Raw genomic sequence first — 24,686 nt, forward strand, 5'->3', positions numbered from 1 at the left:
GAAACCGCTTTTTATCTATCAACGACAAAGCTGCGCGTAACAAGATACATGCCAATATATCGGCAAACGACTCAAATAAAAAACCCGCAGTTATAGGTAAATAACTACGGGTTACAATTCGAAAGGAGACAGGGCCAAGGAAACTCCGAGCAGACCAAAACCACCTAAGGCCTGCTTATTGAGAAACGCCCTAGATTTGCGCCTGCATAAATGCCTGAACCTGACCGATTTCGTTATCTAGCACCTGATAACGCTCTTCTCGCTCAAACAGATCCTGCATATGATGAGGCAACACAGGGTCGGCTGCCTGACCGGCTTTTTTCACCGCTTCTGGGAACTTCGCCGGGTGAGCCGTCGCGAGGCATATCATGGGTGTACTGGTGCTTCGACGAGTTTTACGCGCCGCTTGTACGCCGATTGCCGTATGAGGATCTAATAGATATTCAGTGCTGTCGAACACGTCGCGAATAACCTCTAACGTTTCCTCGTCATCCAGGCGGTAACTGCTGAACAATTCGCGAGCTTTCGCCAACACTTCATCGCCAAGCTTCAAGTCACCACCGGCCTTGAAGGCATCCATTAGCTGTTTGATCGCCGCGCCATCACGGTCGTGCAAATCGAACAACATACGCTCGAAGTTACTCGATACCATAATATCCATACTGGGTGACAACGAATGAACCAGCGGTTGAGCGCTGTGGTCGTTATCACTGATACAACGGTGCAGAATATCGTTACTGTTAGTACCTATCACAAGCTGTTCAACGGGCAACCCCATACGCTTGGCCAGATAACCCGCAAAAATATCACCGAAGTTTCCTGTCGGTACAGAAAAGGACACTTTACGGTACGGGCCACCCAGCGCGAGGGATGCGTAAAAGTAATAAACGATCTGGGCCATAATCCGTGCCCAGTTAATGGAGTTGACAGCGACCAACTGACGGCCTTCTGGTAAAAACGATTGATCAGCGAAGCTGGCTTTCACCATATTCTGACAATCATCAAAATTACCTTTGAGCGCAATATTATGTACATTATCTTCCAATACCGTTGTCATTTGACGGCGTTGAACATCGGATACGCGCTGATAGGGGTGCAAAATAAAAATATCCACATTCTCACAATCACGACAACCTTCAATAGCGGCAGAGCCGGTATCACCAGAGGTTGCACCCATAATCACAACCTTCTGGTTGCGCTTTTTCAATACGTAATCCAACAAATGACCGAGGAATTGCAGCGCAAAATCTTTAAACGCCAACGTTGGCCCCTGGAACAGTTCCAGCACCCATTCGTTGTGACCGGTTTGCACTAAAGGCGCAATAGCTTCGTGACGAAAGCCCTTCCCCGATACCGTATCGTAGGAAGCGTCAATAAGGCATTTTAGATCTGCCTCGGGGATTTCGCCATCGACAAATGGAGAAATAATTTTTAAGGCTAACTCTTTATAGTCAAGACCGGTCCAGGAAGCGATTTCGTCCTGCGAAAACTGCGGCAGGGTCTCAGGCAAATATAGCCCACCATCGCTGGCAAGGCCCGTTAGCACCACCTCCTCAAAACTGAGGCTCGGAGCGTCACCACGGGTACTGATATATTTCACGATTTAGTTCTCTTTAATCAATTATGAAGCAACATTGCTTACTTCAAAGACTCAACACGGATACGAACGACGCTCTCGGCAACTGAATCCAACTGTTCAATTTTGGAAACCGCCGCTACGATCTGCTTCTCCAACGCGCGGTTAGTTAACAGAATAACGGGAACATGGTCCTGCCCCTCCGCCGGCTCTTTTTGAATTAAAGCCTCAATACTGATACCCGCTTCACTCATGATCTGCGTAATTTTCGACAGGACACCAGGCTGATCGAGAGCAGAAATACGTAAATAGTATGCGGTTTCCACTTCTTCAATTGGCAGGATATTAAAATTGCTGAGCTGATCGGTGGCAAACCCCAGGTGCGGTACGTTTGCGTCGTAATCAACTTCAGAAGTGTCGCCATTCACAGAGCGCGCGACGTGCACGATATCGGAAATAACCGCAGAAGCCGTTGGTTCTGCGCCAGCTCCAGCGCCGTAATACAGCGTTGGCCCAACAGCATCGCCTTTCACCAGAACTGCGTTCATTACCCCATCCACATTGGCAATTAAACGACTGGAGGGAATCAACGTGGGGTGTACGCGCAACTCGACTCCATTCTCACGGCGACGGGTGATACCCAAATGCTTGATGCGGTAGCCCAGTTCATCCGCATAGGCAACATCGGCAGACGAAATAGCCGTAATTCCCTCGGTGAAAACTTTTTCAAACTGTAGTGGCATACCAAAAGCAATGGACGACAAAATCACCAGTTTGTGGGCAGCATCAATACCTTCCACATCAAAAGTGGGGTCAGTTTCCGCATAACCCAACGCCTGAGCTTCTTTCAAAACATCCTCAAATGCACGCCCTTTGTCACGCATTTCGGTAAGAATAAAATTGCCTGTACCGTTGATAATACCAGCCAGCCACTCAATACGATTCGCAGCCAAACCTTCGCGCAGAGCACGAATAATGGGAATACCGCCCGCTACCGCCGCTTCGTAAGAAACCGTTACTTTGTTTTTAACCGCTTCGGCAAAAATTTCATTACCGAACTCAGCAATAAGCGCCTTATTGGCCGTGACAACATGCTTGCCATTCTGAATGGCTTTGAGCACCAGATCTTTGGCTATAGTTGTTCCGCCGATCAACTCAACCAGAATATCTACATTGGGATCTTCCGCTACAGCAAAAATATCATCACTTACTTTAACGCTAGAAGTATCACAATCCGGATTTAATTGACGAGCGGCCACGTGGGTAATGTTAATGTGCCGCCCGGCCTTCGCATCAATATCAGATTTATTTCTGGTGAGAACATTAAAAGTACCACCGCCAACGGTACCCAGACCGCAGATGCCGACATTTACCGCTTTCAAAGTGATTTCCTCAACTTTACTAGGATGAACTGGCGGTTTTATCCGACAGCAGAAAAATGAACCGCAACCTTACTGACGCCGCAATAAGCTGTCAATGCGCTGCCATCAATGAATTGAAGATTGCGCGCGCTTCACCAAAAATCCATTCATTAAGAACAGAAAAAGGGGCTTTCGCCCCTTTCTTGATACAACGTTAGAGGAGAGGCTTATATGCCAATACGCTCAGCTAATCGTGCGGCAGGCATATAGCCCGGGATCAACTCGCCATTAGTCATCACAATGGCTGGCGTACCTGTAACCCCCATTTGCTGGCCCAACTCATACTGACTAGCAACGGGATTGCCGTCGCATACCTTGGTCTCAATTTCCTGACGATTTTTAAGCTTAGTCAACGCTTCCTGGGGGTCGTCGGCACACCAGGCAGAAGCAATTTTATTATAGGAGTTGGAGCCAATACCTGCGCGAGGGTAGGCTAGGTAACGAACTTCAACTCCCAACTCATTGAGCGCAGGCACTTCCTGATGCAACTTCTGACAAAAGCCACAATCAACATCGGTAAATACCGCTATACTGGCTTTCACTTCACCCGCCGGCGAAAAAACGATGGCATCTTCTTTTTTCACTCCAGCCAACAGTTCTTCACGTAAACCGATCATGCTCTTGTCAGTGACATTCACAATGTCTTTACCAACAATCTGCAGCAGTTTACCGTCTATAAAGTAACTGCCTGTTTTTTCCATGTAAATGATGCCTTTGCCCATTATCTGTACTTCGTAAACACCGGGGATAACGGAGGGCTGAATAGCACGAACTCGCAGATTTTCATTGGCTGCCAGCAGGGCTTTTTCAATTGCCGCCGCCGCGCTTTTGTGGTCGTCGTCAGACAATTTTTCGAGAGCGCCTGGCCCTTTAGAAACGCCTGCAGGGGCTCCGGCTGCCTTTGCACTTTCGGCCTCGCTGGAGCATGCAGTCAGGCTCATCATTGCAATAGTAGCGGCTACAGCCACTAACTGAGATATAAGGGGGAATCTGTTTTTCATAGCGTCCTCATCGGGTAATTTTTTGTTGTTATATTTGTATTTTGGCCTGCTCCGGAGACCAGGCAATCGGCACCCAAGGCAATCTCGGGATAGAACGGTTAGAGCGCAATAGTCTAGCACGGTTCCCTGCCGTAAATGTGTAGCAGGACTTATTTTGGTATGAATTCGAAATAAGAAAAGCCAAACGCAACAAACCCCAGCAGTTATGCCAGGGTTTGTAGAAAGCTAATACGATGATTTCGTATAACTTAGTTAAGCTTCTCTTTAATCCGAGCTGCTCGACCGGTCAGTTCACGCAAGTAGTAAAGCTTAGCTTGACGAACATCACCACGACGCTTAACCGTAATGCTATCAACCTGCTTGCTGTGCGTCTGGAAGCTACGCTCCACACCCACTCCGTTGGAGATCTTACGTACAGTGAAAGCAGAATTCAGGCCACGATTACGCTTGCCGATAACAACACCTTCATAGGCCTGCAGACGCTCACGATCACCTTCTTTTACTTTAACCTGAACAACCACAGTGTCACCGGGGCTGAACTCGGGAAGCTCTTGCTTGAGCTGCTCGCTCTCCAGCTCCTGAATAATTTTGTTCTTAGAACTCATGGCTTGCTCCTGTTAAATATATAGCCTCTCGGCTAGTCGAATACGTTAAATTCAGTTGTTAGTTTTTAGCTCAACCCTCTGCTCGACGAATGCATCGAGCAGCTTCTGCTGTGCCGGACTAAGACTCTTAGCCTTTAGTAAATCTGGCCTGCGCAGGAGGGTTCTCCCCAATGACTGCTGCAAACGCCAGTTTTCAATTCTTTTGTGGTCTCCAGAAAGCAGTACATCGGGTACTCGCTTGCCTTCAACCTCTTCAGGGCGGGTGTAATGCGGACAATCCAGCAACCCATCCTCGAAGGAATCCTGCTCTGCTGACTGATCGTCTCCCAACGCCCCGGGAAGCTTGCGGATCAGTGCATCTAGCAACACCATAGCTGGCAACTCTCCGCCGCTCAGCACATAGTCACCGATGGAGATTTCCTCATCGACATAAGTATCAATAAAGCGCTCATCGATACCCTCGTAACGGCCCGCAATTAAGACCACATTGGCATAATCGCTTACCGCTGCAACCTCCCCCCGATTGAGCGTTTTGCCCTGTGGTGAAAGATAAATAACCTTTACATCTTCACGAGCAACACTCAATCGCTCACAAGCTGCGCTTAAAGCTTCAGCAAGAGGCTCTACCCTCATAACCATGCCCGGCCCGCCGCCATAGGGTCTGTCATCGACAGTCTGATGCCTGTCGTGAGTAAATTCTCTTGGATTGATAAAGTCCAACTCTATCAAACCTCGCTCAACCGCCCTGCGGGTAATACCGCTTTCGGTGATCGCCCGAAACATTTCAGGGAAGAGCGTGATGACCGTAGCCTTCATTAGCGCACCGCCATCAAGATCAAAACTCTGGGTCCCATTCAACCCTTATTTCTTCGCTTTCGAGATCGACAGCCTTTACATAGACATCCGGCACGTAAGGCACCAAACGCTCGCGATCATCAATACTGGCTTCGCTGGGTTTAACTGCCAACACATCATTAGCGCCGGTTTCAAGCAGCTTATCCACAACACCTAGGTCGCAGACCGCGCCATCGTACTCACTGATCACTCTCAGGCCTATCAACTGGTGCCAGTAGTAATCGCCCTCGTCCAACTCGGGCAACTGGCCTCTTTCCACCGCGACATCCACAAGCGTATACGCAGCAGCCTCATCGCGATCATCAACACCTTTTATATGGACAACTAATCCATTGCTGTGATGTTGGTAGCCATCAATTTCAACAGCCTTCACGCCGTGGCGAGTTTTCAACCACCAGGGCGAATACTCCAGAATCTTTTCTTCAGGCTGGGTCGAAGATTTAACTTTTACCCAACCCTTAACACCAAAAACGCCAGTGAGCCGCCCAACTGAAATAAGGTTTGAACGTTTGGCTATCACTGGCGCAAGGATTCTCGGTCTAACTTAGGCAGCAGCTGAAACTTCTTTCAGCAATTTGGCAACGCGGTCAGAAATCTGCGCGCCCTGACCCTGCCAGTATTCCAAACGCTCGGAATCAACGCGTAGACGCTCTTCCTGGCCACGCGCGATTGGATTAAAGAAACCCACACGCTCGATGTAACGACCATTTCGGGCCTTACGACTGTCTGCTACTGTCAAATGATAAAAAGGACGCTTTTTGGAACCGCCGCGAGCTAATCGAATGCTTACCATGTAAGTCTTTCCTGTAATAAATTCTTGTAATCGGGTACCAGCTCCCAACCAATTGGGGGTACCTGCGAAAGGCGGCGTATTTTAATGGAAAGCTATACCCTTGTATAGAGCTAATTTGGTTAATCTTTCCACGTCCGGCACACCGCGTTATTTTATGCCCTACTGACCCATACCAGGGGGCAATCCTCCGCCCCCCATTGGAGGCATTCCACCAGGGCCACCACCTCCCGGAAACATACCGCCCATACCGCGCATCATCTTCTGCAGGCCGCCTCCTTTCATTTTCTTCATCATCTTACTCATTTGCTTGTGCTGTTTGAGCAGACGGTTCAGGTCTTGAATCTGGGTTCCAGACCCCAAGATAATGCGACGCTTACGGGAGCCATTGAGAATATCCGGGTTCTTGCGCTCGCCGGGTGTCATCGAACCAATAATCGCATCCATCTGCTTGAACTGTTTACCTACATTCGCCTGCTCGGCCATCTGCGCCATATTCCCCATGCCTGGCAGTTTTTCCAGCATGGCGCCCATGCCACCCATATTCTGCATTTGCTGTAACTGATCGCGCAAATCTTCCAAGTCAAAACGTTTGCCCGCTTGCACCTTCTTAGCCAGCTTTTCGGCCTTGACCTTGTCGATTTTTTGCTCTGCATCTTCGATAAGGGACATGATGTCACCCATACCCAAAATACGAGAAGCAACACGGTCCGGATGGAAAGGCTCTAGCGCTTCTGTTTTCTCCCCCACACCCATAAACTTGATGGGTTTACCCGTCACCTGGCGAACCGACAATGCAGCACCACCACGGGCATCACCATCAGTTTTGGTCAGCACCACCCCGGTTAATGGCAGAGCGTCGTTAAAGGCTTTAGCGGTATTTACCGCATCCTGACCAATCATTGAATCGATAACGAATAGCGTTTCCACCGGATTCAGCGCCTTGTGCAGCCCCTGAATCTCTGCCATTAAGGCCTCATCGATATGCAGACGACCTGCAGTATCCACCAGCAGCACATCAGCGTGAACTTTTTTGGCCTGAGCCACAGCAGCTTTGGCGATATCCACCGGGTTTTGCTCGCTAGAGGAAGGAAAAAAATCAACCTCTACTTCGGCAGCCAGGGTTTCCAGCTGCTTAATGGCGGCGGGGCGGTATACGTCAGCACTCACCACCATGACCTTTTTCTTTTCTTTCTCGCGCAGAAAACGGCCTAACTTGGCAACGGTAGTGGTTTTACCCGCACCCTGCAGGCCCGCCATTAGTATGACTGCGGGCGGTTGCACGGCAAGATTAAGCTTTTCGTTGGCCTCGCCCATCAATTGGGTCAGCTCGCTCTCCACAATTTTGAGAAACTGCTGACCGGGATTGAGAGCCTGTGACACCTCTACACCTTGCGCACGCTTGCGCACAAGGTTGATAAAGTCCTTAACAACCGGTAGCGCAACATCCGCTTCCAGCAGGGCCTTACGCACATCGCGCAAAGCTCCTTGAATATTGTCATGGTTAAGACGGGATTTACCGCTGATCTTTTTCAGCGAACGCGTCAGGCGATCCGAGAGGTTTTCAAACATAGGGCTATTAAGTATCTATGGCGGTTAATAGGTAAAAAGGCCCGCTGATTTCAGCGGGCAGCAAGTATAATCGTTGATGCTTACAAATACGACACCCTGTGCTTTTGCAATGAGCGCTTAGCCCCTCCCCCCGAATAAAGGCGGTATGGGAAATGCCCGCAACACGAGAATAATAATGAAATTACGGACATTAACCAAAGGCACTGCAGAGGAGACGATTTTACTCGCTACGCTTGGAGCGGTAACCCTAGCTTCAGTCTTGTTTTTGTTCGCAGGAATACTCGCTCTGCCAGTATTTGGCCTAGTGGTTCTCTATACAGGCTCATTGCTCGCCTACCGGCATTACACCACCACTGGCGCCAGCGTAAAAACCTTTGCTCTTTGGTTGATCGTCGTAATTCTGGGACTTTTAGTTGGAATATACCGCCCACAAAATTTCGACTACCCCATACTGTTCGAAAGGTTACGGCTTCACGAAAACGGTCTGCCTTACGCCCACTACATTAATACGGCAAAATTACTCGCCGGCTACTGCACGCTGATTATCCTCTACCAAACACGATCTAAACATGCTGCAACGATTAAAGGTAACGCTAAGCAGGGCCTGCTTAGCGTTACCTTTGCAGGAGGAATTCTGATCGTGGGTCACAAACTACTGGGATTCGAACACCACAATAAGGAAGCATCTCTTATCTTTTTATTCGGCGTTTCGAACCTGCTCGTAACCTGTGTATCGGAAGAAGCTTTTATGCGCCTCCTTTTACAGGAGCAAATAGGGAAATACCTTTCAACGCTATTCAGGAGCAGTACCGCTAACGAAGTAATGGCGCTTGGCATTGTGACGCTACTCTTTGCCGCTACTCATGGCGCATTTACGAGTGATGCCGGAGCAGTCTATATGATGGCAGGGTTCCTGTACGGCCTGATGTACACATTAACAAGAAACATAATCGTCGTCGTTTTGCTGCACTTTACCGTCAACATCATCCATTTTTCATTCTTTACGTATCCCCTAGCTCTATAACCCTCGAGCGAGAGCAATACAGCGCCCCTTGCCTTTCAAGGCACTTAAGCACTACCCTATAAGGTTTCGGGGCTACGGAAACGACTTTCTAATGTTCAGCGTTACAACCATCCTCTTTTATCTGGCCGCCTGGGCATTTTTACTGCATTCAACCCTGCGAAGGGAAGATCTAAAAGAGAAACGCTTGCTCGCGTTCATTGCTCTGGGTACGTTAGCGCACTTCCTCGCCGCGTTTGTCTCCATCAGGACTGAAACCGCCTATCAGTTTGGATTCTTCAAAGTACCCTCTTTGTTTTTTGCTGTTATTAACCTCGTGGTACTGATTAGCAGTATTCGCAAACCTCTGCATAACTTGTTTTTATTTTTACTGCCGCTGTCCGTCGCAGCAATATTGGTTTCCGGGCTTGAGCAGTCGGTGATGAAAACCAGCAGTCAACTCAGTTTGAAGGCGATCTCCCATATTTTACTCTCGATCCTGGCCTACAGTTTACTGACCATTGCCAGCCTTCAGGCTCTACTACTCTCGTACCAGAACTATCAGCTCAAACATAAGCACCTGCGCGGTGTTATGGGGCTGTTACCGCCACTTCAAACCATGGAAACATTGCTATTTGAGCTGGTATGGGCCGGTGAGATATTACTTACGCTATCGATTATCACCGGCTTTTTGTTTACCGAGAGCTTTGCCGAGCAGCACCTTTCACACAAGGCAGTGTTCTCGATGATATCCTGGCTAATTTATGCGCTGTTATTGTGGGGCCGTCACACGCTTGGCTGGCGCGGCGCGGCCGCCATCCGCTGGACCCTGGGTGGATTTGCAGCACTTATGCTCGCTTATTTCGGCAGTAAATTGGTTCTGGAAATTATTCTTGGGCGTGTATAGGCGCCAGCCCCCTTGAACGCTCAGATAAAGTCGTTCAAGATAGGCGCTTCGTATACGAACAGGCAATCATTTCATTGGACACCATCCCTACCGACCTGCTGATAGGTATTCTGGTCGCCCTTATAGCTTTTTCTGCTTTTTTCTCCAGCTCCGAAACGGGTATGCTCTCGCTAAACCGTTACCGACTGCGCCACCTCGTGAAGAAAAAACACAAGGGGGCGATGCGCGCCGCTCACCTGCTGGAAAGACCCGACCGGTTGATTGGCGTGATCCTTATTGGCAACAATCTCGTTAATATTGTCGCAACCCTAATTGCCGGTGCCGTCACCACGCACCTGTTTGGCGAGTGGGCAACGGTGTTTGTACTACCCATCGCACTCACATTGGTAATCCTTATTTTCGCAGAGGTTACACCAAAATCAGTTGCTGCCGTTTACCCGGAAAGAATCGCCTTTCCAGCCAGTTTGATCCTGCGCCCCTTGCTGGTAATCCTCTACCCTGTTGTATGGCTCATTAATTCAATTTCGAATGCCATTGCCCGCATATTCGGCATGGATCCATCCCAGGCTCGTAGCGCAGACCACTTACGCATGGATGAGCTGCGCACAGTAGTAGATGAAGCTGGAGAACTAATTCCCGATCAGCACCAGGGCATGCTGCTGAATGTACTCGACCTGGAAAACGCCACGGTTGAAGACATTATGGTGCCGCGCAATGAAGTGGAAGGTATCGACATGGAAGACGATATTACCAAAATTCTCGCCACCATTCGCAAGACCGAATACACACGCCTACCCGTCTACGAAGGCAACATCAACAATGTGACCGGCATTCTCCACCTGCGCAACGCCCCGCGTTTTCTTACCGGTGATGATTCCACCATCACTCACGAAGCAATTCGCGAGCATATGAGCGAACCTTACTTTATCCCAGAATCCAATCCACTTCCCACGCAGCTGATGAACTTCCAAAAGCAAAAGCATCGTGTAGCGGTAGTGGTTGACGAGTATGGAGATGTACAAGGTATAGCCACGCTGGTCGATTTACTGGAAGAGATTGTAGGGGATTTCAGTACCGATGCTGCGGAAGACGATTACGAAGGTATCGTTGAGTGCGAAAACGACTGGTACCTTATCGATGCCTCCGAATTTGTTCGCGATGTAAACCGCAACATTGGCTGGCAGCTGCCCACCGACGGCCCCAAAACCATCAACGGTATTATTGTGGAGTACCTGGAAAATATTCCCGACGCCTGCGTTAGCTTCCAAATTGGAAACTACCGATTTGAAATCGTAGAGTTTTGCGATACCCGGATCGAGAAAGCGAAAGTACTGGAAATGGGCTCGTAACCCCACTCATAGACTAGCAGCTTACTGAAAAACGTAGGCGAGGCCATCAACCCATTTTTAACACCCGGGCAGATAGTTTTTCAACGATCTGCTAGCGATTAAAAACCACTTCCGGTGCGCTGTGCTCACGCTCAAGAGCCACACCATAGAATGTCGCCATAAATTCGACCAATACACGCGCAGTGAAACCCCATATGGTGAACCCATCATACTCATAAACTGGCGCCCAGTACTCCTCTCCCTGCCAGCGATAGATGTCCGTTCTCACCCGCAGATCGGACTTTAAAACTGAAAGTGGCAACCAGAACAGGTCGGACAATTCGTCGAAATTTGGCGTGAGGTCGCTACAGGCGGGAATACGGCCAATATAGGGTGTGACGCGGGTACCGGCGCGCGTATAACTGGGAGTCAACTCAGCCAGCACTTTGACAGAATCGGGAGACAAACCCACCTCTTCGCTAGCTTCGCGCAGGGCCGTGAAGCAGAGATCCGGATCTCCCGGTTCCCACTTGCCACCAGGAAACGCCACTTCGCCGCTATGGCTTGATAGATGAGCCGCTCGCAAGGTAAGCAGAATCTCTTCTTCACCCTCGGGCATATCTGAAACCGCCAATAACACCGCTGCCTGGCTTAAAAGAGCATCATTCATAGGGTGTTCCTATTTCCCTGCTTATCCTAACACCATTGCCACAATTTACGCGACGACCAGAGCACAAAAAATCGGCGCTCAAGCACCAAAGAGCGCTTCATTCCCTCTGCCGTCAAAAGCTCTCGAAAAACAAACTCATGTTGATATGGCCGCCAAGGCGCACGACTTCTATTTATAGCTATTTCGTATAGCTTTACCTATACACATATCATATCGAAGTTTGATAGCATGTTTTTTACACAGTATAAACCAGCGGGTCTTACCAAAGACATCCTGTGAAGTACATTCACCCGCTGTAAGGTAGCTTGAACGGATTTATTCCATTAGCCGGAATCCGTAAATCACTGCCAGATTGTACTTATGGATAGCCCTGCACGCACTGCGGCTACCCGCTATGACGTAAGAGGCAGAAGCTCATGAAAAACTGGCCAGACATTAATCAACTGTTGCGTATGGCTAAAGATAGCCCGGAGGAGCTAGAGACCTTCCGGTTACGGCAAATCGAAGCGCTGATCACCGCAACCCCAAAAGATATGCAACGCCGCCTGCGCGGATTACAGTTTCAAATTGATTGCCAGAGGAAACTGCACAAATCCTCGATGGGAGCGTGTATTGCCATTTCTCGGATGATGCACGAATCGGTTAATCAGCTGAGCTACTATCTCAACGGTAAAAATAGCGCGCTAAAACCAGATCAACCTAATTTTTTAGAGGAAGACGAGACAGGTAAGATTCTTCCGTTTCCAGCTTAAGTTTCCAGCGGCCATACCGAGTAAGCAGGTTCTTCATAAGGGTGGGCCTGTTTTAACGCTGCAATCACCACGTCACGAACGGCAGCTGCCATCACCATTTCCACCCGATACTCCTCAACGGTTTCAACATTACCTTCGTTACCAAGAAAGGGCGAGCTTCCCAACAGGGGCCTGAATTGCCCCTGCCCCAGCACCTGCCAGGAACAGTGATCGTAGTCGCCCGATTTACCTGCCCCGGCAGAAAACACCGCCGACTTCACCGATTCCACATAAGTTTTAGGGACATAAAAAACCAGCTGATAAAGAACCATTCTTTTTTCCTTACCTCTCTCTGAAGGTGTAACATAGCTGCCGTCTATCCACCCCGAAGCAACTTTTATTATGCGTTTATTTGTCGACAACCTCACTAATATTGATTTCAGTTTTCTCGATGCCCAACGCGGACTCGTCGGTGAAACCTGGCTGGCCAGCGTTGAACTGGACGGCACCCTGGACGAACAGGGTATGGTGTGCGACTTTGGAATTGTAAAGAAAAAACTGCGTGAATGGTTAGATACAACGCTCGACCACTGCTTACTGGTACCACAACAAAGTGCCATCCTGCAGTTACAGGAGCACAACGGTAGCTACGGCATTAACTGGCATTTGCACAGTGGCGATATTTTGAAGTGCGCCTCACCTAAACAAGCGATTACTTTAATCGATGCCGAAAGCATTACAGCACAATCTGTCGCCCAATGGTGTATTCAGAAATTGAAAGCGGAATTCCCCGACACAGTTCAATCCTTAACGCTGAAATTCACCTGCGAAACCATTGACGGCCCCTACTATCACTACAGCCACGGTTTGAAAAAACACAAAGGCAACTGCCAGCGCATTGCTCATGGACACCGCTCCAAAATCGAAATTTGGCGTAACGGCAATTTGAGTACAGGCGATATGGAGGAATGGGCACAGCAGTGGAAGGATATTTATATTGGCACTCGAGAAGACCTGTGTAGTACCTCCGAATCCGCTTTTGACCCAGACAACGTAGCTTTTGCCTATTGCTCTCAGCAGGGCGAATTTTCCCTTTCCTTGCCCAAAAAGCACTGCTATTTAATCGATACGGATTCCACAGTTGAACTTATCGCACAGCACATAGCCACGCAGTTAAAGCAACGCTATCCCTCGGAAACCATTGTCGTAAAAGCCTACGAAGGGATTGGTAAAGGCGCTATCGCTCAAGCGTAAGCGTTTCCATACCCGCTCTGCTGCAAGGCGCACCATCCAAATAATGGAAGTGTGCATGCGCAGGCGAAACCTCAATGTGAGAAAAGCTGACCGTACGGGCATCTTCCCGATGCATACAAATACTCGTCGCCGAGGGTTTGTCGCCGTGCAACCGGTGCAGCCGGTAGAAACTTTCTACCGTTACCTTATTTTCTCTGGAGACGATTGCTTCCCGGTAAATCGCCATACGCGCAGCCACTACCTTGTCATAACATCTTGCCGATGATATCAGCGGGCTGCCCTGCATTTGCTTAACCAGTACCATGCCGTCCCAACGCCACATCGGTACCTCTGTTCCTCTAGCGCCATCCGGTGTAAACACCAATAAGGAGAAAGGAGCGAACCCTTCCAGCGTTAAACTATGGAGTGTATTTTCGATCGCACTTACCGAAACCAGAGAAGAAAGCCGCTGAACAACCTGCCCACGGGACGTTAGCTTTCCTTTCGGTAAGTGCCCCTGATAGAAATTCAGCAGCGCAAGCGTAATACCCGCCGTATTAGTGGACAACCAGGAGCCGCCACCCAGAGGATCAACAGGCATTATGGTGGAACAGAGGTCGGCATTAAAACGACGCGGGGCCCAGGCTTTCGGTCGTGTGCGTTGCTCATCTCGGTTAAAAAACACGTGATACCGCTGCTCTTCGAATAGCCAACTAACTGTACACATTTGGCTTATACCTATTCCTCTACCACGCTGTCTTTTTCCCGTAAAAACGTGGCCGTAGCCGGAGCAATGCCCAAAGCAGAGTCGATAACGATATTCTGAGATCGCGCTATCATCGAAATAATCGCCAGATGATGAACCGCATGGCTGGAAGCAAAAACAAGCTCTCTTAATAAGGTAGATTTCAATACAACGCTTTCAGTATCCTGTAGCGAAACTTCGGTTTTAACATTCACAGCTACACCAAGCGTATCGACGTCCAACGACAACAACCAATCGCCCAACACCATCAATTCATTGCTCGCTAAAAGACTATCTGCTTCACATGTAACGCCACGACGACGATGATCATAGTCGACCAGAAGCAGTTGCTGGTTATTCACACCCCTATCGAAAGCTAGTTTCAGTGCAAAATAAATATCTAGAATATGGCGAACATGAGCCCCAATAGGGCTAACAACCATGGGAGGCAGAACATAGCGGTACTGCGTGGAAGAAAGACGAACCAGTATGGACAAACACTGCTCCAGCGCCTCACTATTTCCTTTGATAACGGATGATGCCGTCACAGTCATTTATCGATCCTTATTCTTTTTTTGCCCGACTAAACGAATAATACTATTTGGCGAAAGCCAATCGGCAACAACCAATAGCAAGGAACTAACCCAAAGGGAACACGCCATAAAAAACAACATCCCACCGTCACTTCCAATAATCTGTCCGCTACTGTCAAATGCTGGCATAACCATTCCCAGCGGCGTAAACACATGAAAAACAATGGCACCGCTCATAATCTCAAAGGCAAGTAAAGCGCCCCAAGGTCTCCAACGCGTAAAAAGCAAAATGGTTGCCATTAGCTCTGCAGCACCCACTAGATAAGCACCGATATCGGCAAACCATGGCAGGCTCAACCACTGCCCCAGCACACCAAAAATATGTTGTGTTTCGTATGATCCTGTAAATTTAAAAAACAGTGATTGCACAAAAACAAAGGCAATCCACACAGAGAGCATTAATCGATAATGCTTCGCCACGAATATCATAAGTAATCGCCCTTGACTCCCAATTCCCGTAACCACACTTTAATCAGAGTCGCAGCGGAAGGAACCTTGAAACCCTGCGAGCGCATTTGGTTCCCCATAGTGAAGAGCATTTTATACTGCCCAAAGAGCGTTGACATTGCAGCCCAAAAACCGGTTCGACTATCCCAGATATGCGCCTGCTCACTGCTGGCACCATTAATTTCCACGATGTGAAAATCCCTCCCCTTTTGCAAAGCGTTTAGATCGCGAAATTTAATATCCAACCTGCCGTAGTGGAAATTAGGTAAATCCTTCATTAATTCATCAATCACCTGTTGTAGCTCTGCCGAAATAAATTCATTCCCGTTGCGAAAAATGCTACCCCGACAATGGCTGGCAACAAACTCTAATGCAACCTCTTCACCCTTTGCCGGAATCGTATTTAAAATTTCCCGGTTCTTATCGCAATGTAGCTTAGCGAGTTTATGCGCGCGAGGATGCTGTTCTATTAATTCGTTAACGGTAAATTCGCCATCGCCGACAACGGTTGGACGATATTTTAGCGCTAGCGATACAACTTTTCCGCTCTCTTCATTTGGGTATCGGACATAAAAAACCCCAGCTTCGGCAGCATAAGGCGCTAATTGCTGTAATAAAAAAGTACGATTTTTATCGAACCTGGCAATATAGTCACCAAGCTGTTGCTCGCTCGCGATTAACTCAACCCCACGACCCCGACACCCCATGTCTGGTTTGGCAACACAGGGAAGCGCAATACCTTTTTGCCCCGCCTTGTAAAGCAGCTTTTTTGCCTGCTGATCCTGAAGCTCGGGTTTTGGCTGAACGACAATAAAAGGCAAAACAAATTTGCGCAATTTGTTTCCACCTTGCCGAAAAATGGCATGCTTCGATTCCCCCACCATACCGCCAAGTTCAATATTCGGATTAACAACCATGGGCAATCCAAAGCTTCTAAAACGTAACGAAAGGCACAGCCAGTAACACACCACGGGAATGTACATCAGCCACACGGGCCAAAATTCAAAAAAAGAAGTGGTTTTACCGTTGAAGCTCAAGGGGGGTAATCCCGTATTAACACCCTTATCGATAAGCTTATCCGAATACTCCCTCCGATCCGGTTCGGAACCACGAGCAGCCATTATTGGTTCTGCTCTACAGTACTTTTTGACATCATCATTCTAGAAGCCCACACGTTGTTAACCAGAAGTAAGCATAGAGCAAGCCCCATAAGAGCCCATTTCCACTGCGAATCACGAATCACCTCACTCATTCCAGCAACATTGATAAGTCCAAAAATAAGTAAGATCCAAATCACGCCGGCGAAAACCATCGCCACAGTGAAGCGCCCGAAAGGAATATGCCAAAGCCCGCAAAGGGTAAAACCCAGAGTACGCAAGCCCGGTACAAAACGAAGCAGGAAAATATTGGAGATGGTTCGACGGTGAAAGCGCTGCCGTAACATTCGCCCCTTACGCGACCGCAACAACCACTTGCGCAACCAGCGCCAGCGTCGACCGACTCGGCCCAGTAGATAAAGCGCCATATCACCCGAGGCGATTCCTATAAAACTGGCCAGTACTGCAACCGGCAGCGACATCTCGCCATCCAACGCCAATATGGCCGCCAGGAAAACCGCGCCATCCTCCCATAGCCATGAAAAGCCGATAATCATCAATGCGAGAAGCCCCCAGTGGGAACCAAACAGTTGCGTAGTAAGGGCGAACAAATCTTCCAAAATTTAACTCATTTAGGCGAGTGGAGGCCTGCTTATAGACTGAAAAAATAGTACTAGGTTCCAGTAGTAATTGATATTGCTGGAGACGTCTAGGGGCCAAAAGCGAGATTGTAGCGGGAGTTTTTTAAACCTTTGTGATAGTCGTGGCAGTAATCGACTTTTGATTGGAATCTTTTATAACGGGATGATGTGAATAACTGTCTAGGCCCCCGATAAGAAAGGAAGGACAAGCCGATAGCCTGCCCCCCCCCCCTGAAAAGGCCTTAAAAGACTATATTGGCAAACCAAACTCCGGGGCTATCTGCGCCAGCCAGGTATTGAGCCGCTCTTCAGACAAGTTGCTCTGGTTATCCTGATCTAGCACCAAACCAACAAACTTACCATCGACGACCGATTCCGAATGATTAAACTCATAACCTTCCGTAGGCCATTCTCCCACCACCTTAGCACCACACGCCTTAACGCCATCGTAGATTTCCATCATGGCATCTACGAAAGCATCCGGGTATCCCTCCTGATCACCCAAACCATAAATAGCAACCGTGGCGCCACTAAGATCGGCTTCCTCAATGGCGGGTAGAAACTCTTCCCAGCTTTCTTTTTCACAATCAGCAGACAAGCCCGGTAGCTCGCCTTCACCCAGAGTAGGTGTTCCCAGAATAAGGTATTTATAAGAGGCAAAGTCATCTACGCCTACACGATTCACGTTTAATGGTTTATCCATTAATTCATCATCGAAACGCTTTTTAATCAGCCGTGCAACCTTTCGCGTATTACCCGTATTAGAACCGAAAAAAATGCCAATTTTAGCCATGAGCTACTCCTGCATGTTGTGATCAATTAGTCTGTAGTGACTACTCAGCAGGAAATGCGCCAACCCACTACTTTTTAGAGCACGCCTAAGCCACTGAAAAATAAACATAAAACACCAGTAAAAACCTATAAAAATCCATCGCTGTAGGAATTCTGACATTTAAAAAATCATCAAACGAAGCCTTGTAGGATTTAAAACAAATGAAAATTGAGTTCGAATTCTACTGAATAGAGGAAAGTCCACCGACAACATTAAGCATTAGCAATGCCTCCACTCGCGCCCGGCGCAGCAGTGCCATTTAACAAGCGGTCTAACCACACCCGCTGGGCCTTTTTACGATTTTGGGTGTGCAGGTGTTCACGTAGTTTTGGCAACACATCATCCAAAAGAACGACGCCCTCCTCCTTAACATCATCACAGCGCAGCAAATGAAAACCCAGAGGTGATTCGACAACAGGACTTAACTCACCTGTTTTCATTGCAAATAGTGTCTTTTCAATTTCGGGATACAAAACGCCCGGCTTCACCTTACCCAGCAAACCACCCTGTAATGACGTTGGACACTCGGAATGCTTGAGTGCCTGCTCCTCGAATCGGTCTGGATTTTTACACAAACGCCTGAAAATCTGTTCCGTTCGACGAAGGGCATTTTCTCGTCGATTTTCCGGGGAATCCTCATTAATCGTAATCAGGATATGCCGCGCTGTACGAATTTCCGGGTGTTTGAATTTGTCGATATTCATGTAGTAATAGAGGCCAACATCGGTATCGCTAACAGGGCGTTCGGAACTTCCGACAAGATCCATAACCGTATCGACAAGAGCCTCCCGTGAAATCGCTTGATACAGATACTCATCATCGATACCAAGCGACTGAAGATCCTCACTTACGCATTCGGAATCACTGTAACGAGCGTAAATATCCTCCAATACTTTATCGACTTGTGTTGCTGGAACGGCCACCGTCGCGGCTTCAATACTTCTCAAAACAGCCTGTTCAATATGAATTTTACGTTTGGCAACACGTACAGCCTCCTGATACTGGACGCTATCTAACGCAGAGGCTGAACAAGCGTATTTTTCCACAGCTACCTTGTGAAGTTGGTAAGCAAGATTCTGAGACATTCCCATAACCGTTTCACTCTTCATCGCTATCATGACTCGCTAGTGCTGCTTCCGGAATCTGGAACAATCGCTCACTACCGAAAGTCACATGGTACTGTATACCTCCCGGCACATCGCGCAAAACCTTCATAACCGTTCCCAATGTATCCGCCGCAACTACGACTTCGCCCGCCACGGATAGTGCAATGCGACTGAGCACTTTTTCATTGAATTCATAACGATTTGGAATCCACGGGGCCGAGACAGGAAGTAATTCCTCTTCCCTGCAACCCACAGTCTTTTCCTCATCCAAAAAATGGACACGATAGATAATTTGATCCTGTAAAAAAGTCCCTACATCGTACACACAGCCTACAGAACCACGCTTAACCAGTAGCTCGCCACGCCCCATACCCGGATACGTTCCATCATTGCGTACATTTCGAATTAACCGAACTTCACTACCGTACTCATAGGCAGGCAACATAACTTAGGGCTCCAATAACTGATCGACGGAAACGAAGGTTGTTTGCGGCTCGTGCATCCGAAAAACCTTAAACACTTTTTCGGTTAGAGCATCAGACTCCACAAAATCCTGATAAGAGCGCTCAAGTAAATCGCGATAGAGCCTGGTTAAATCCGTTTGAGAATTAGAATCAGAAATTTGCGTTTTATTCGTCTCCAAGTAATCATGATAACGCTGCATAATATGTAATCGATTTACTTGCACAACGCTTGGATCGAAAGCGATTTGAAAATAATCTAAAAATTCTTCCGCTGAACTCAGATCTTCTAATTCAATTTCCAGGGTATTGGCCGTCATTATTGAAGCCCTCCAGAGTAAAGTGTTAAGTGACTATGTAATTCCTCGTAAAAGAAGAAGAGCTCGTTTCGTGTGGGGCTACGTTTGAACTGCGTGGAAAACTGTCGAACCTTGGTGAGAAGGTTGGTAGATTCACTATCATTCAGCCTAATACCCAATTCAAGATAGGACGCATAAATAATGCGTGAACCGGAATGTTTACCCAAAACCAAATGATGTTCTCGCCCGAGTTCTTCTGGATTCAAACCCTCATAATTTTTCCTGTCTTTTAATAGACCATCCACATGAATACCAGCTTCGTGAGTAAAGACACCTTTACCTACAACACTTTTTTGCCAGCTAAGTGCTCGACCGGAAGCCTTCTCGACGAAACGGGATAATTCAGGGATTTTCGTTGTGGTAATACCGGTATTCACACCGTGAAGATCTTTTAGTGCCAGCACACACTCCTCAAACGGTGCATTGCCAGCCCGCTCACCCAAGCCGTTTACCGTGGTATTGATATGGCTCGCCCCAGCTTTAATCGCTGCGAGCGTATTGGCTGTCGATAATCCGTAATCGTCATGCGCATGCATTTCAACGTCCAGATCTGTACGCTCTACAATATGTTTAATCTGCTTATAAACACTGAATGGCTCCATTACACCCAGAGTGTCTGCAAAACGAATTCTCTTTGCTCCGGCCTCTTGGGCGGCCTCCGCGAGCCGGAGAATAAAAGCTATATCTGCCCGCGAAGCATCTTCACAACCGATACACACATCAAAACCCATATCTCGGGCCATAGGCACAAGACGCCTAACTTCACGTAAGGCCCAGGCTCTATTGCGATTCAACTTTTTCTTAAGCTGCTGATCAGAAACAGGAACTGATAAATCAACCATACCCACTCCCGTATCGCCGGCGGCCAACAAATCGAATTCATTCAAACGGCACCACGCCAGCAAGCGCGAGGGTAAGCCCAGCGACGCAATAGCCCGCATAACATCACGCTCTTCCTCCCCCATTGCCGGAATACCCACCTCCAGCTCGGGCACTCCTATATCTGCCAATAGTTGCGCAATGGCCAACTTTTCCTCCACAGTAAAGGCAACGCCTGCGCTCTGCTCTCCATCACGCAAGGTTGTATCGTCTATGACTACGGATTTCATCTCGGGCTCCAACGCATAACAGCAAGTTACAGAGGTAAAAGCAAATTGCGTTCCCTTTTCAAAACTCTATTTTTTCTTTTGTTTTCAATGCCTTAAAAACGTCTAAACAATCATTACTCGATATACATATGACATTGAATGCCATGTTGTCGGGTATGCTACACAACCAATCCATTTCGAATAGCAAACCTAAGCCCCAAAGCGGTATACCACCGGTAATCGGACAGAAAGTCAGACGAGCAACCTCCTTAACGCGAAGAACAAGCGCGCATGGCGTCACAAACCAGAAGCGTTAATCGTCTTTAGGGTACACGCCCTAACAAAGATGGAAGATTATGAGCAATATGAATGGTGTAAATTATGAACAGGAAATACCAGACATCCTCGCGGCTATGGCCAGTGTTCACCAAGTTGTGGATATTCATGGACTTGACCGAAGCATTCATCATCTAGTGCCATTGCGAGCGTCACAAATCAATCGCTGTAGTTTCTGCATCAAAATGCATACAAAGGAAGCCCTGCGTGACAACGAAACGAACGAACGCCTAGAACGGGTGGTCATTTGGAATCAGGTCAACATTTTTTCCGCGCATGAATGTGCAGCACTAGCCTGGACGGAGGCGCTAACGGTACTAGATCCTCAGCTCAACCTAGGTCTGCTTCGAGCACAGTTAAGAGATCATTTCTCAGAAAAGGAGATCGGCGCGCTCACATCCACAATAGCGATGATCAACCTTTGGAACCGCATTAATATCTCAAGGTGCTGATATGCTCGACAATGATAACGTTAGAATTTTCGAAAACGAACGCGCCAAACTACTCAGTATCGCCTACCGTATTTTGGGTTCGCTGGCCGATGCAGAAGATGCCGTCCAAGACACATTTTTAACGTGGGCGAAGACTGATCGCGAAATGATCGAAAATCCAATCGCCTGGCTGACAACGATTTACACACGCCGAAGTCTTGACCTGCTTCGTTCAGTCCAAAAAAACCGCGTCAACTATGTTGGCTCGTGGCTACCGGAACCGATCCAAACAGTGATGGAGAACGATGCGGAAACCCAGCTAGCGCTCGCCTCCTCTCTTGCGACGGCTTTCCTGCTGATGCTTGAACGACTGACGCCCAAGGAACGGGCCGCATATCTACTTTACGATATTTTTGACGTATCCTACTCAGATATCGCCGAAACTCTCAATATGCAAGAGACCGCCTGCCGCAAGCTGGTCTCTAGAGCAAAGGCCAATATTGAACAGACCAAGGTTCGATATACGACAACGGCGGAGCGACAGGATCAACTACTGTTTGCGTTCCAAACCACTATCACCAGCAGGTCAGCAACGCAATTTGCATCACTTCTATCAGACGATATAAGGCTCTGCGCTGATGGTGGTGGCAAAGCCCCTGCAATTCTCAATGCTTTACAGGGTAAGACCGAAGTCATCGCGTTCCTATTAGAACAGCTTCACCATTATTGGATCGATTACCAATGGGTCTTCACCGATATTAATGGCTCTCGAGGTATTCTTCTCAATTGCGAAGGCTCAACAGTTGTCACGGTTTCCTTCGCCTTCGACGAAACTGACAAAGCAAGTAACATCTACATCGTGCGCAATCCAGATAAGCTCGCAAAACTCAGCGTGGTTGCAATCCGATAGAAAGTAAAAAGTTCGGTTGAACGATAAAAAATCTTTCATTCACTCAAGAGCAAAGACCTAGGCTGACAAAAATATAAAGGGCAACACTGATTTTGAACCGCGATTATCCTAAACCGTTTGAAGGCATAGACTCGCACGCGCCGCACGTAGGGGATACTGGGGCGAGTTCACAGTAACCGCTCACCCCGCTTAGTTATTTCGTTGAACAACCCCCACTCGGAACATAGCGGGTTGGCATAGACTCAAACGCCGAGGATTCATTACTCTCATTTTTTCATCGTCGGATATAAAACGATTTCACTAATATCCACGTAATCTGGCAACGCCATCGCGTAGACAATCGCTCTGACTACCGAAACAGAATTCAAAACACATAGCCTAGCAAAAAAGTTTAATCATGGGCCGACTGAGCACAACACAAGTTTGTAAGCTCAGTGGTTTTGGCGAATTTGGGCTAATTTTTCTAAATACTGATTTCCCCAACTTTCTAGCTCTTTAAGTATGGGCAGCAAGGTGGAGCCAAACTCAGTCAAACTGTACTCTACTTTAGGCGGAACCTCAGCATAAACATGGCGGTTAACAATCCCATCGCGCTCCAGTTCGCGCAGCTGCTTCGTCAACATTTTCTGCGTTATCTCAGACATTAAGCGACGCAGTTCATTAAAACGCTTGGTATCCCCAGCCAAATGAAAGAGAATCACGCCCTTCCACTTCCCCCCAATAGCCTCTATGGCCGCCTCTACAGAGCAACCAAAGCTGCACTGGTAGCTTTTATGTCTCATCGTTTTTTCCTTAAGGTATACAAAAGGATACTAGGCCACACCTAAGTGCGTACTTCCTATATCTGCCAGTATATCTATAATTACTGACATTACGAATATGAAAGAGGAAAACATATGAAAGCCATCGGTTATAAACAAGCCCTCCCCATCTCCGACACCCATGCGCTGGAAGAGATTGAATTGCCAAAGCCCTCTGCACAAGGACGGGATTTGTTGGTAAAAATTGAGGCCATCTCTGTCAACCCCGTCGACACAAAAATTCGACGCGGCGTTCAACCTGATGAAGGTCAATATCGAGTGTTAGGCTGGGACGCAACGGGCGTTGTAGAATCCGTTGGCCAGCAGGTATCTCTGTTCAAGCCCGGCGACAAGGTATGGTATTCAGGCGCATTAAACCGCCCCGGTGCAAATGCCGAGTATCAGTTGGTCGACGAACGCGTAACCGCAAAAATGCCCGAATCACTAAATTTTGCAGAGGCCGCGGCGCTGCCACTAACGTCTGTTACCGCATGGGAGTTAATGTTCCATCGTTTAAATTTACCCACTACAAGCTCTGGCAAACTGTTGATTATTGGAGCGGCCGGCGGTGTTGGCTCTATTATGATCCAACTTGCCAAGCGCCTCACCCAATTGGAAGTTATTGCTACGGCTTCCAGGCCAGAAACAAAAGACTGGGTAAGGGCATTGGGGGCCGATTATGTTATTGACCACAGCAAACCACTCGCCGATGAATTAAAGGCTATAGGCTTTGACAACGTAGATTATGTGACGAGCCTGACAAACACAGACGATCATCTGCCGTCAATAGTCGACATCATTGCACCACAAGGAAAACTGGGTGTTATTGATGACCCAGAAAAACTGGATATTATGCCCTTTAAGCGCAAAAGTATTTCGATTCACTGGGAACTCATGTTTACACGTACTTTATTTGAAACTGATGACATGATCGAACAGCACAAAATTCTCACGAGCATTGCAAAAATGGTCGACGATGGCGAGTTAAAATCAACTGTCGCCGATAATTTTGGCGCAATCAATGCGGCTAACCTTGTAAAAGCACATGCCTTGCTTGAATCTGGCAAAGCGAGAGGAAAGATTGTTCTGTCTGGCTTCTAATGAAGCCTCCTAGCCTGGGCTGTTCGGTATTACGCTAGACCATGAGAGCA

Annotated in this window: 29 protein-coding genes; 8 read left to right on the plus strand and 21 right to left on the minus strand. The window is 48.0% G+C overall.

Annotated elements, in window-relative coordinates; translation table 11 throughout:
• Positions 1 to 190 precede the first annotated feature (190 nt).
• From thrC to ffh, 8 genes are all read right to left on the minus strand, one after another.
• Positions 191 to 1,600: a threonine synthase gene (thrC, locus tag H5715_RS09550; protein ID WP_075185604.1), complete on the minus strand. Its 1,410-nt coding sequence runs from the start codon at positions 1,598 to 1,600 to the stop codon at positions 191 to 193.
• A gap of 38 nt (positions 1,601 to 1,638) precedes the next feature.
• Entirely contained in the window at positions 1,639 to 2,958 is a 1,320-nt protein-coding gene (locus H5715_RS09555; protein ID WP_075185605.1) for a homoserine dehydrogenase, read from the minus strand.
• Between the two features lie 206 nt (positions 2,959 to 3,164).
• A complete protein-coding gene (locus tag H5715_RS09560; protein WP_075185606.1) occupies positions 3,165 to 3,998 on the minus strand; it encodes a DsbC family protein in 834 nt (277 codons plus the stop codon).
• A 248-nt stretch (positions 3,999 to 4,246) separates the two neighbouring features.
• Positions 4,247 to 4,603 (minus strand): 50S ribosomal protein L19, encoded by a 357-nt coding sequence (rplS, locus tag H5715_RS09565; RefSeq protein ID WP_075185607.1) that lies wholly within the window; start codon positions 4,601 to 4,603, stop codon positions 4,247 to 4,249.
• A 51-nt stretch (positions 4,604 to 4,654) separates the two neighbouring features.
• Positions 4,655 to 5,419 carry a tRNA (guanosine(37)-N1)-methyltransferase TrmD gene (gene trmD, locus H5715_RS09570; protein WP_075185608.1) on the minus strand — a complete coding sequence of 255 codons (765 nt, stop codon included), beginning with the start codon at positions 5,417 to 5,419 and terminating at the stop codon, positions 4,655 to 4,657.
• Between the two features lie 19 nt (positions 5,420 to 5,438).
• A complete protein-coding gene (gene rimM / locus H5715_RS09575; protein WP_075185609.1) occupies positions 5,439 to 5,978 on the minus strand; it encodes a ribosome maturation factor RimM in 540 nt (179 codons plus the stop codon).
• 24 nt (positions 5,979 to 6,002) lie between these two features.
• Positions 6,003 to 6,251: a 30S ribosomal protein S16 gene (gene rpsP / locus H5715_RS09580; RefSeq protein WP_075185610.1), complete on the minus strand. Its 249-nt coding sequence runs from the start codon at positions 6,249 to 6,251 to the stop codon at positions 6,003 to 6,005.
• Positions 6,252 to 6,410: 159 nt separating this feature from the next.
• A complete protein-coding gene (gene ffh / locus H5715_RS09585; protein WP_075185611.1) occupies positions 6,411 to 7,820 on the minus strand; it encodes a signal recognition particle protein in 1,410 nt (469 codons plus the stop codon).
• 175 nt (positions 7,821 to 7,995) lie between these two features.
• On the opposite strand from ffh, the gene H5715_RS09590 reads away from it, so the two are divergent.
• The 3 genes from H5715_RS09590 (at position 7,996) to H5715_RS09600 (ending at position 11,076) form a co-directional block, all read left to right on the plus strand.
• On the plus strand, positions 7,996 to 8,844 hold the full coding sequence (locus H5715_RS09590) for a CPBP family intramembrane glutamic endopeptidase (RefSeq protein ID WP_075185612.1): 849 nt from the start codon (positions 7,996 to 7,998) through the stop codon (positions 8,842 to 8,844).
• A gap of 91 nt (positions 8,845 to 8,935) precedes the next feature.
• A complete protein-coding gene (locus H5715_RS09595) occupies positions 8,936 to 9,727 on the plus strand; it encodes a cytochrome C assembly family protein (protein WP_075185613.1) in 792 nt (263 codons plus the stop codon).
• Positions 9,728 to 9,801: 74 nt separating this feature from the next.
• The gene (locus tag H5715_RS09600; RefSeq protein WP_075185614.1) at positions 9,802 to 11,076 is read left to right on the plus strand and encodes an HlyC/CorC family transporter; all 1,275 of its coding nucleotides are present in this window, start codon (positions 9,802 to 9,804) and stop codon (positions 11,074 to 11,076) included.
• Positions 11,077 to 11,167: 91 nt separating this feature from the next.
• Here the strand turns inward: H5715_RS09600 and H5715_RS09605 are convergent, their stop codons facing one another.
• Positions 11,168 to 11,725: an NUDIX hydrolase gene (locus H5715_RS09605; protein ID WP_075185615.1), complete on the minus strand. Its 558-nt coding sequence runs from the start codon at positions 11,723 to 11,725 to the stop codon at positions 11,168 to 11,170.
• Between the two features lie 416 nt (positions 11,726 to 12,141).
• On the opposite strand from H5715_RS09605, the gene H5715_RS09610 reads away from it, so the two are divergent.
• Positions 12,142 to 12,477 (plus strand): DUF3135 domain-containing protein, encoded by a 336-nt coding sequence (locus H5715_RS09610; protein WP_075185616.1) that lies wholly within the window; start codon positions 12,142 to 12,144, stop codon positions 12,475 to 12,477.
• Here H5715_RS09610 and H5715_RS09615 read toward each other — a convergent pair.
• Positions 12,474 to 12,788, minus strand: a complete 315-nt coding sequence (locus tag H5715_RS09615; RefSeq protein WP_075185617.1) for a YqfO family protein — start codon at positions 12,786 to 12,788, stop codon at positions 12,474 to 12,476. The two genes, H5715_RS09610 and H5715_RS09615, sit on opposite strands and share 4 nt — an antisense overlap.
• A gap of 70 nt (positions 12,789 to 12,858) precedes the next feature.
• Here H5715_RS09615 and H5715_RS09620 point away from each other — a divergent pair, with 70 nt between their 5' ends.
• Complete coding sequence (locus H5715_RS09620) at positions 12,859 to 13,710, plus strand: 6-pyruvoyl trahydropterin synthase family protein (protein WP_075185618.1); 852 nt, start codon at positions 12,859 to 12,861, stop codon at positions 13,708 to 13,710.
• Here the strand turns inward: H5715_RS09620 and H5715_RS09625 are convergent.
• From H5715_RS09625 to nifV, 10 genes are all read right to left on the minus strand, one after another.
• Positions 13,694 to 14,416, minus strand: a complete 723-nt coding sequence (locus tag H5715_RS09625; protein WP_075185619.1) for an NRDE family protein — start codon at positions 14,414 to 14,416, stop codon at positions 13,694 to 13,696. The two genes, H5715_RS09620 and H5715_RS09625, sit on opposite strands and share 17 nt — an antisense overlap.
• 11 nt (positions 14,417 to 14,427) lie before the next feature.
• On the minus strand, positions 14,428 to 14,988 hold the full coding sequence (locus H5715_RS09630) for a hypothetical protein (RefSeq protein WP_075185620.1): 561 nt from the start codon (positions 14,986 to 14,988) through the stop codon (positions 14,428 to 14,430).
• Positions 14,989 to 15,456: a DoxX family protein gene (locus H5715_RS09635; protein ID WP_075185621.1), complete on the minus strand. Its 468-nt coding sequence runs from the start codon at positions 15,454 to 15,456 to the stop codon at positions 14,989 to 14,991.
• The gene (locus H5715_RS09640; protein ID WP_075185622.1) at positions 15,453 to 16,595 is read right to left on the minus strand and encodes an ATP-grasp domain-containing protein; all 1,143 of its coding nucleotides are present in this window, start codon (positions 16,593 to 16,595) and stop codon (positions 15,453 to 15,455) included. The genes H5715_RS09635 and H5715_RS09640 overlap by 4 nt, the downstream gene beginning before the upstream one ends.
• A complete protein-coding gene (locus H5715_RS09645; RefSeq protein WP_075185623.1) occupies positions 16,595 to 17,191 on the minus strand; it encodes a DedA family protein in 597 nt (198 codons plus the stop codon). Before H5715_RS09645 ends, H5715_RS09640 begins: the two co-directional genes overlap by 1 nt.
• A 271-nt stretch (positions 17,192 to 17,462) precedes the next feature.
• A complete protein-coding gene (locus H5715_RS09650; protein WP_075185624.1) occupies positions 17,463 to 18,005 on the minus strand; it encodes a flavodoxin in 543 nt (180 codons plus the stop codon).
• A 251-nt stretch (positions 18,006 to 18,256) separates the two neighbouring features.
• A complete protein-coding gene (nifM, locus tag H5715_RS09655; protein WP_246434492.1) occupies positions 18,257 to 19,129 on the minus strand; it encodes a nitrogen fixation protein NifM in 873 nt (290 codons plus the stop codon).
• A 13-nt stretch (positions 19,130 to 19,142) separates the two neighbouring features.
• Positions 19,143 to 19,595, minus strand: coding sequence for a nitrogen fixation protein NifZ (locus H5715_RS09660; protein WP_075185626.1), 453 nt, complete (start codon positions 19,593 to 19,595; stop codon positions 19,143 to 19,145).
• Between the two features lie 3 nt (positions 19,596 to 19,598).
• Positions 19,599 to 19,931, minus strand: a complete 333-nt coding sequence (nifW, locus tag H5715_RS09665) for a nitrogenase-stabilizing/protective protein NifW (protein WP_075185627.1) — start codon at positions 19,929 to 19,931, stop codon at positions 19,599 to 19,601.
• Positions 19,931 to 21,079, minus strand: a complete 1,149-nt coding sequence (gene nifV / locus H5715_RS09670) for a homocitrate synthase (protein ID WP_075185628.1) — start codon at positions 21,077 to 21,079, stop codon at positions 19,931 to 19,933. The genes nifW and nifV overlap by 1 nt, the downstream gene beginning before the upstream one ends.
• A 335-nt stretch (positions 21,080 to 21,414) precedes the next feature.
• Here nifV and H5715_RS09675 point away from each other — a divergent pair, with 335 nt between their 5' ends.
• Both H5715_RS09675 and sigJ read left to right on the plus strand, forming a co-directional pair.
• Complete coding sequence (locus H5715_RS09675) at positions 21,415 to 21,846, plus strand: carboxymuconolactone decarboxylase family protein (RefSeq protein ID WP_075185629.1); 432 nt, start codon at positions 21,415 to 21,417, stop codon at positions 21,844 to 21,846.
• 1 nt (position 21,847) lies between these two features.
• A complete protein-coding gene (gene sigJ / locus H5715_RS09680; protein WP_075185630.1) occupies positions 21,848 to 22,735 on the plus strand; it encodes an RNA polymerase sigma factor SigJ in 888 nt (295 codons plus the stop codon).
• Between the two features lie 431 nt (positions 22,736 to 23,166).
• Here sigJ and H5715_RS09685 read toward each other — a convergent pair whose 3' ends face one another.
• The gene (locus H5715_RS09685; protein WP_075185631.1) at positions 23,167 to 23,517 is read right to left on the minus strand and encodes a winged helix-turn-helix transcriptional regulator; all 351 of its coding nucleotides are present in this window, start codon (positions 23,515 to 23,517) and stop codon (positions 23,167 to 23,169) included.
• A 114-nt stretch (positions 23,518 to 23,631) separates the two neighbouring features.
• On the opposite strand from H5715_RS09685, the gene H5715_RS09690 reads away from it, so the two are divergent.
• Complete coding sequence (locus tag H5715_RS09690; RefSeq protein ID WP_075185632.1) at positions 23,632 to 24,636, plus strand: zinc-binding alcohol dehydrogenase family protein; 1,005 nt, start codon at positions 23,632 to 23,634, stop codon at positions 24,634 to 24,636.
• Positions 24,637 to 24,686: the final 50 nt, after the last annotated feature.

Origin of the sequence: Teredinibacter haidensis (assembly GCF_014211975.1) — a bacterium.
GTDB lineage: Bacteria > Pseudomonadota > Gammaproteobacteria > Pseudomonadales > Cellvibrionaceae > Teredinibacter > Teredinibacter haidensis.

What these genes read in the sequence shown, in the direction of transcription:
- H5715_RS09560 (WP_075185606.1), bottom strand. Translation starts at nt 3,998, where the DNA reads ATGAAAAACAGATTCCCCCTTATATCTCAGTTAGTGGCTGTAGCCGCT.
- rplS (WP_075185607.1), bottom strand. Translation starts at nt 4,603, where the DNA reads ATGAGTTCTAAGAACAAAATTATTCAGGAGCTGGAGAGCGAGCAGCTC.
- trmD (WP_075185608.1), bottom strand. Translation starts at nt 5,419, where the DNA reads ATGAAGGCTACGGTCATCACGCTCTTCCCTGAAATGTTTCGGGCGATC.
- rpsP (WP_075185610.1), bottom strand. Translation starts at nt 6,251, where the DNA reads ATGGTAAGCATTCGATTAGCTCGCGGCGGTTCCAAAAAGCGTCCTTTT.
- ffh (WP_075185611.1), bottom strand. Translation starts at nt 7,820, where the DNA reads ATGTTTGAAAACCTCTCGGATCGCCTGACGCGTTCGCTGAAAAAGATC.
- H5715_RS09590 (WP_075185612.1), top strand. Translation starts at nt 7,996, where the DNA reads ATGAAATTACGGACATTAACCAAAGGCACTGCAGAGGAGACGATTTTA.
- H5715_RS09595 (WP_075185613.1), top strand. Translation starts at nt 8,936, where the DNA reads ATGTTCAGCGTTACAACCATCCTCTTTTATCTGGCCGCCTGGGCATTT.
- H5715_RS09605 (WP_075185615.1), bottom strand. Translation starts at nt 11,725, where the DNA reads ATGAATGATGCTCTTTTAAGCCAGGCAGCGGTGTTATTGGCGGTTTCA.
- H5715_RS09610 (WP_075185616.1), top strand. Translation starts at nt 12,142, where the DNA reads ATGAAAAACTGGCCAGACATTAATCAACTGTTGCGTATGGCTAAAGAT.
- H5715_RS09615 (WP_075185617.1), bottom strand. Translation starts at nt 12,788, where the DNA reads ATGGTTCTTTATCAGCTGGTTTTTTATGTCCCTAAAACTTATGTGGAA.
- H5715_RS09620 (WP_075185618.1), top strand. Translation starts at nt 12,859, where the DNA reads ATGCGTTTATTTGTCGACAACCTCACTAATATTGATTTCAGTTTTCTC.
- H5715_RS09625 (WP_075185619.1), bottom strand. Translation starts at nt 14,416, where the DNA reads ATGTGTACAGTTAGTTGGCTATTCGAAGAGCAGCGGTATCACGTGTTT.
- H5715_RS09630 (WP_075185620.1), bottom strand. Translation starts at nt 14,988, where the DNA reads ATGACTGTGACGGCATCATCCGTTATCAAAGGAAATAGTGAGGCGCTG.
- H5715_RS09635 (WP_075185621.1), bottom strand. Translation starts at nt 15,456, where the DNA reads ATGATATTCGTGGCGAAGCATTATCGATTAATGCTCTCTGTGTGGATT.
- H5715_RS09640 (WP_075185622.1), bottom strand. Translation starts at nt 16,595, where the DNA reads ATGGCTGCTCGTGGTTCCGAACCGGATCGGAGGGAGTATTCGGATAAG.
- H5715_RS09650 (WP_075185624.1), bottom strand. Translation starts at nt 18,005, where the DNA reads ATGGCTAAAATTGGCATTTTTTTCGGTTCTAATACGGGTAATACGCGA.
- nifM (WP_246434492.1), bottom strand. Translation starts at nt 19,129, where the DNA reads ATGTCTCAGAATCTTGCTTACCAACTTCACAAGGTAGCTGTGGAAAAA.
- H5715_RS09660 (WP_075185626.1), bottom strand. Translation starts at nt 19,595, where the DNA reads ATGTTGCCTGCCTATGAGTACGGTAGTGAAGTTCGGTTAATTCGAAAT.
- nifW (WP_075185627.1), bottom strand. Translation starts at nt 19,931, where the DNA reads ATGACGGCCAATACCCTGGAAATTGAATTAGAAGATCTGAGTTCAGCG.
- nifV (WP_075185628.1), bottom strand. Translation starts at nt 21,079, where the DNA reads ATGAAATCCGTAGTCATAGACGATACAACCTTGCGTGATGGAGAGCAG.
- H5715_RS09675 (WP_075185629.1), top strand. Translation starts at nt 21,415, where the DNA reads ATGAGCAATATGAATGGTGTAAATTATGAACAGGAAATACCAGACATC.
- sigJ (WP_075185630.1), top strand. Translation starts at nt 21,848, where the DNA reads ATGCTCGACAATGATAACGTTAGAATTTTCGAAAACGAACGCGCCAAA.
- H5715_RS09685 (WP_075185631.1), bottom strand. Translation starts at nt 23,517, where the DNA reads ATGAGACATAAAAGCTACCAGTGCAGCTTTGGTTGCTCTGTAGAGGCG.
- H5715_RS09690 (WP_075185632.1), top strand. Translation starts at nt 23,632, where the DNA reads ATGAAAGCCATCGGTTATAAACAAGCCCTCCCCATCTCCGACACCCAT.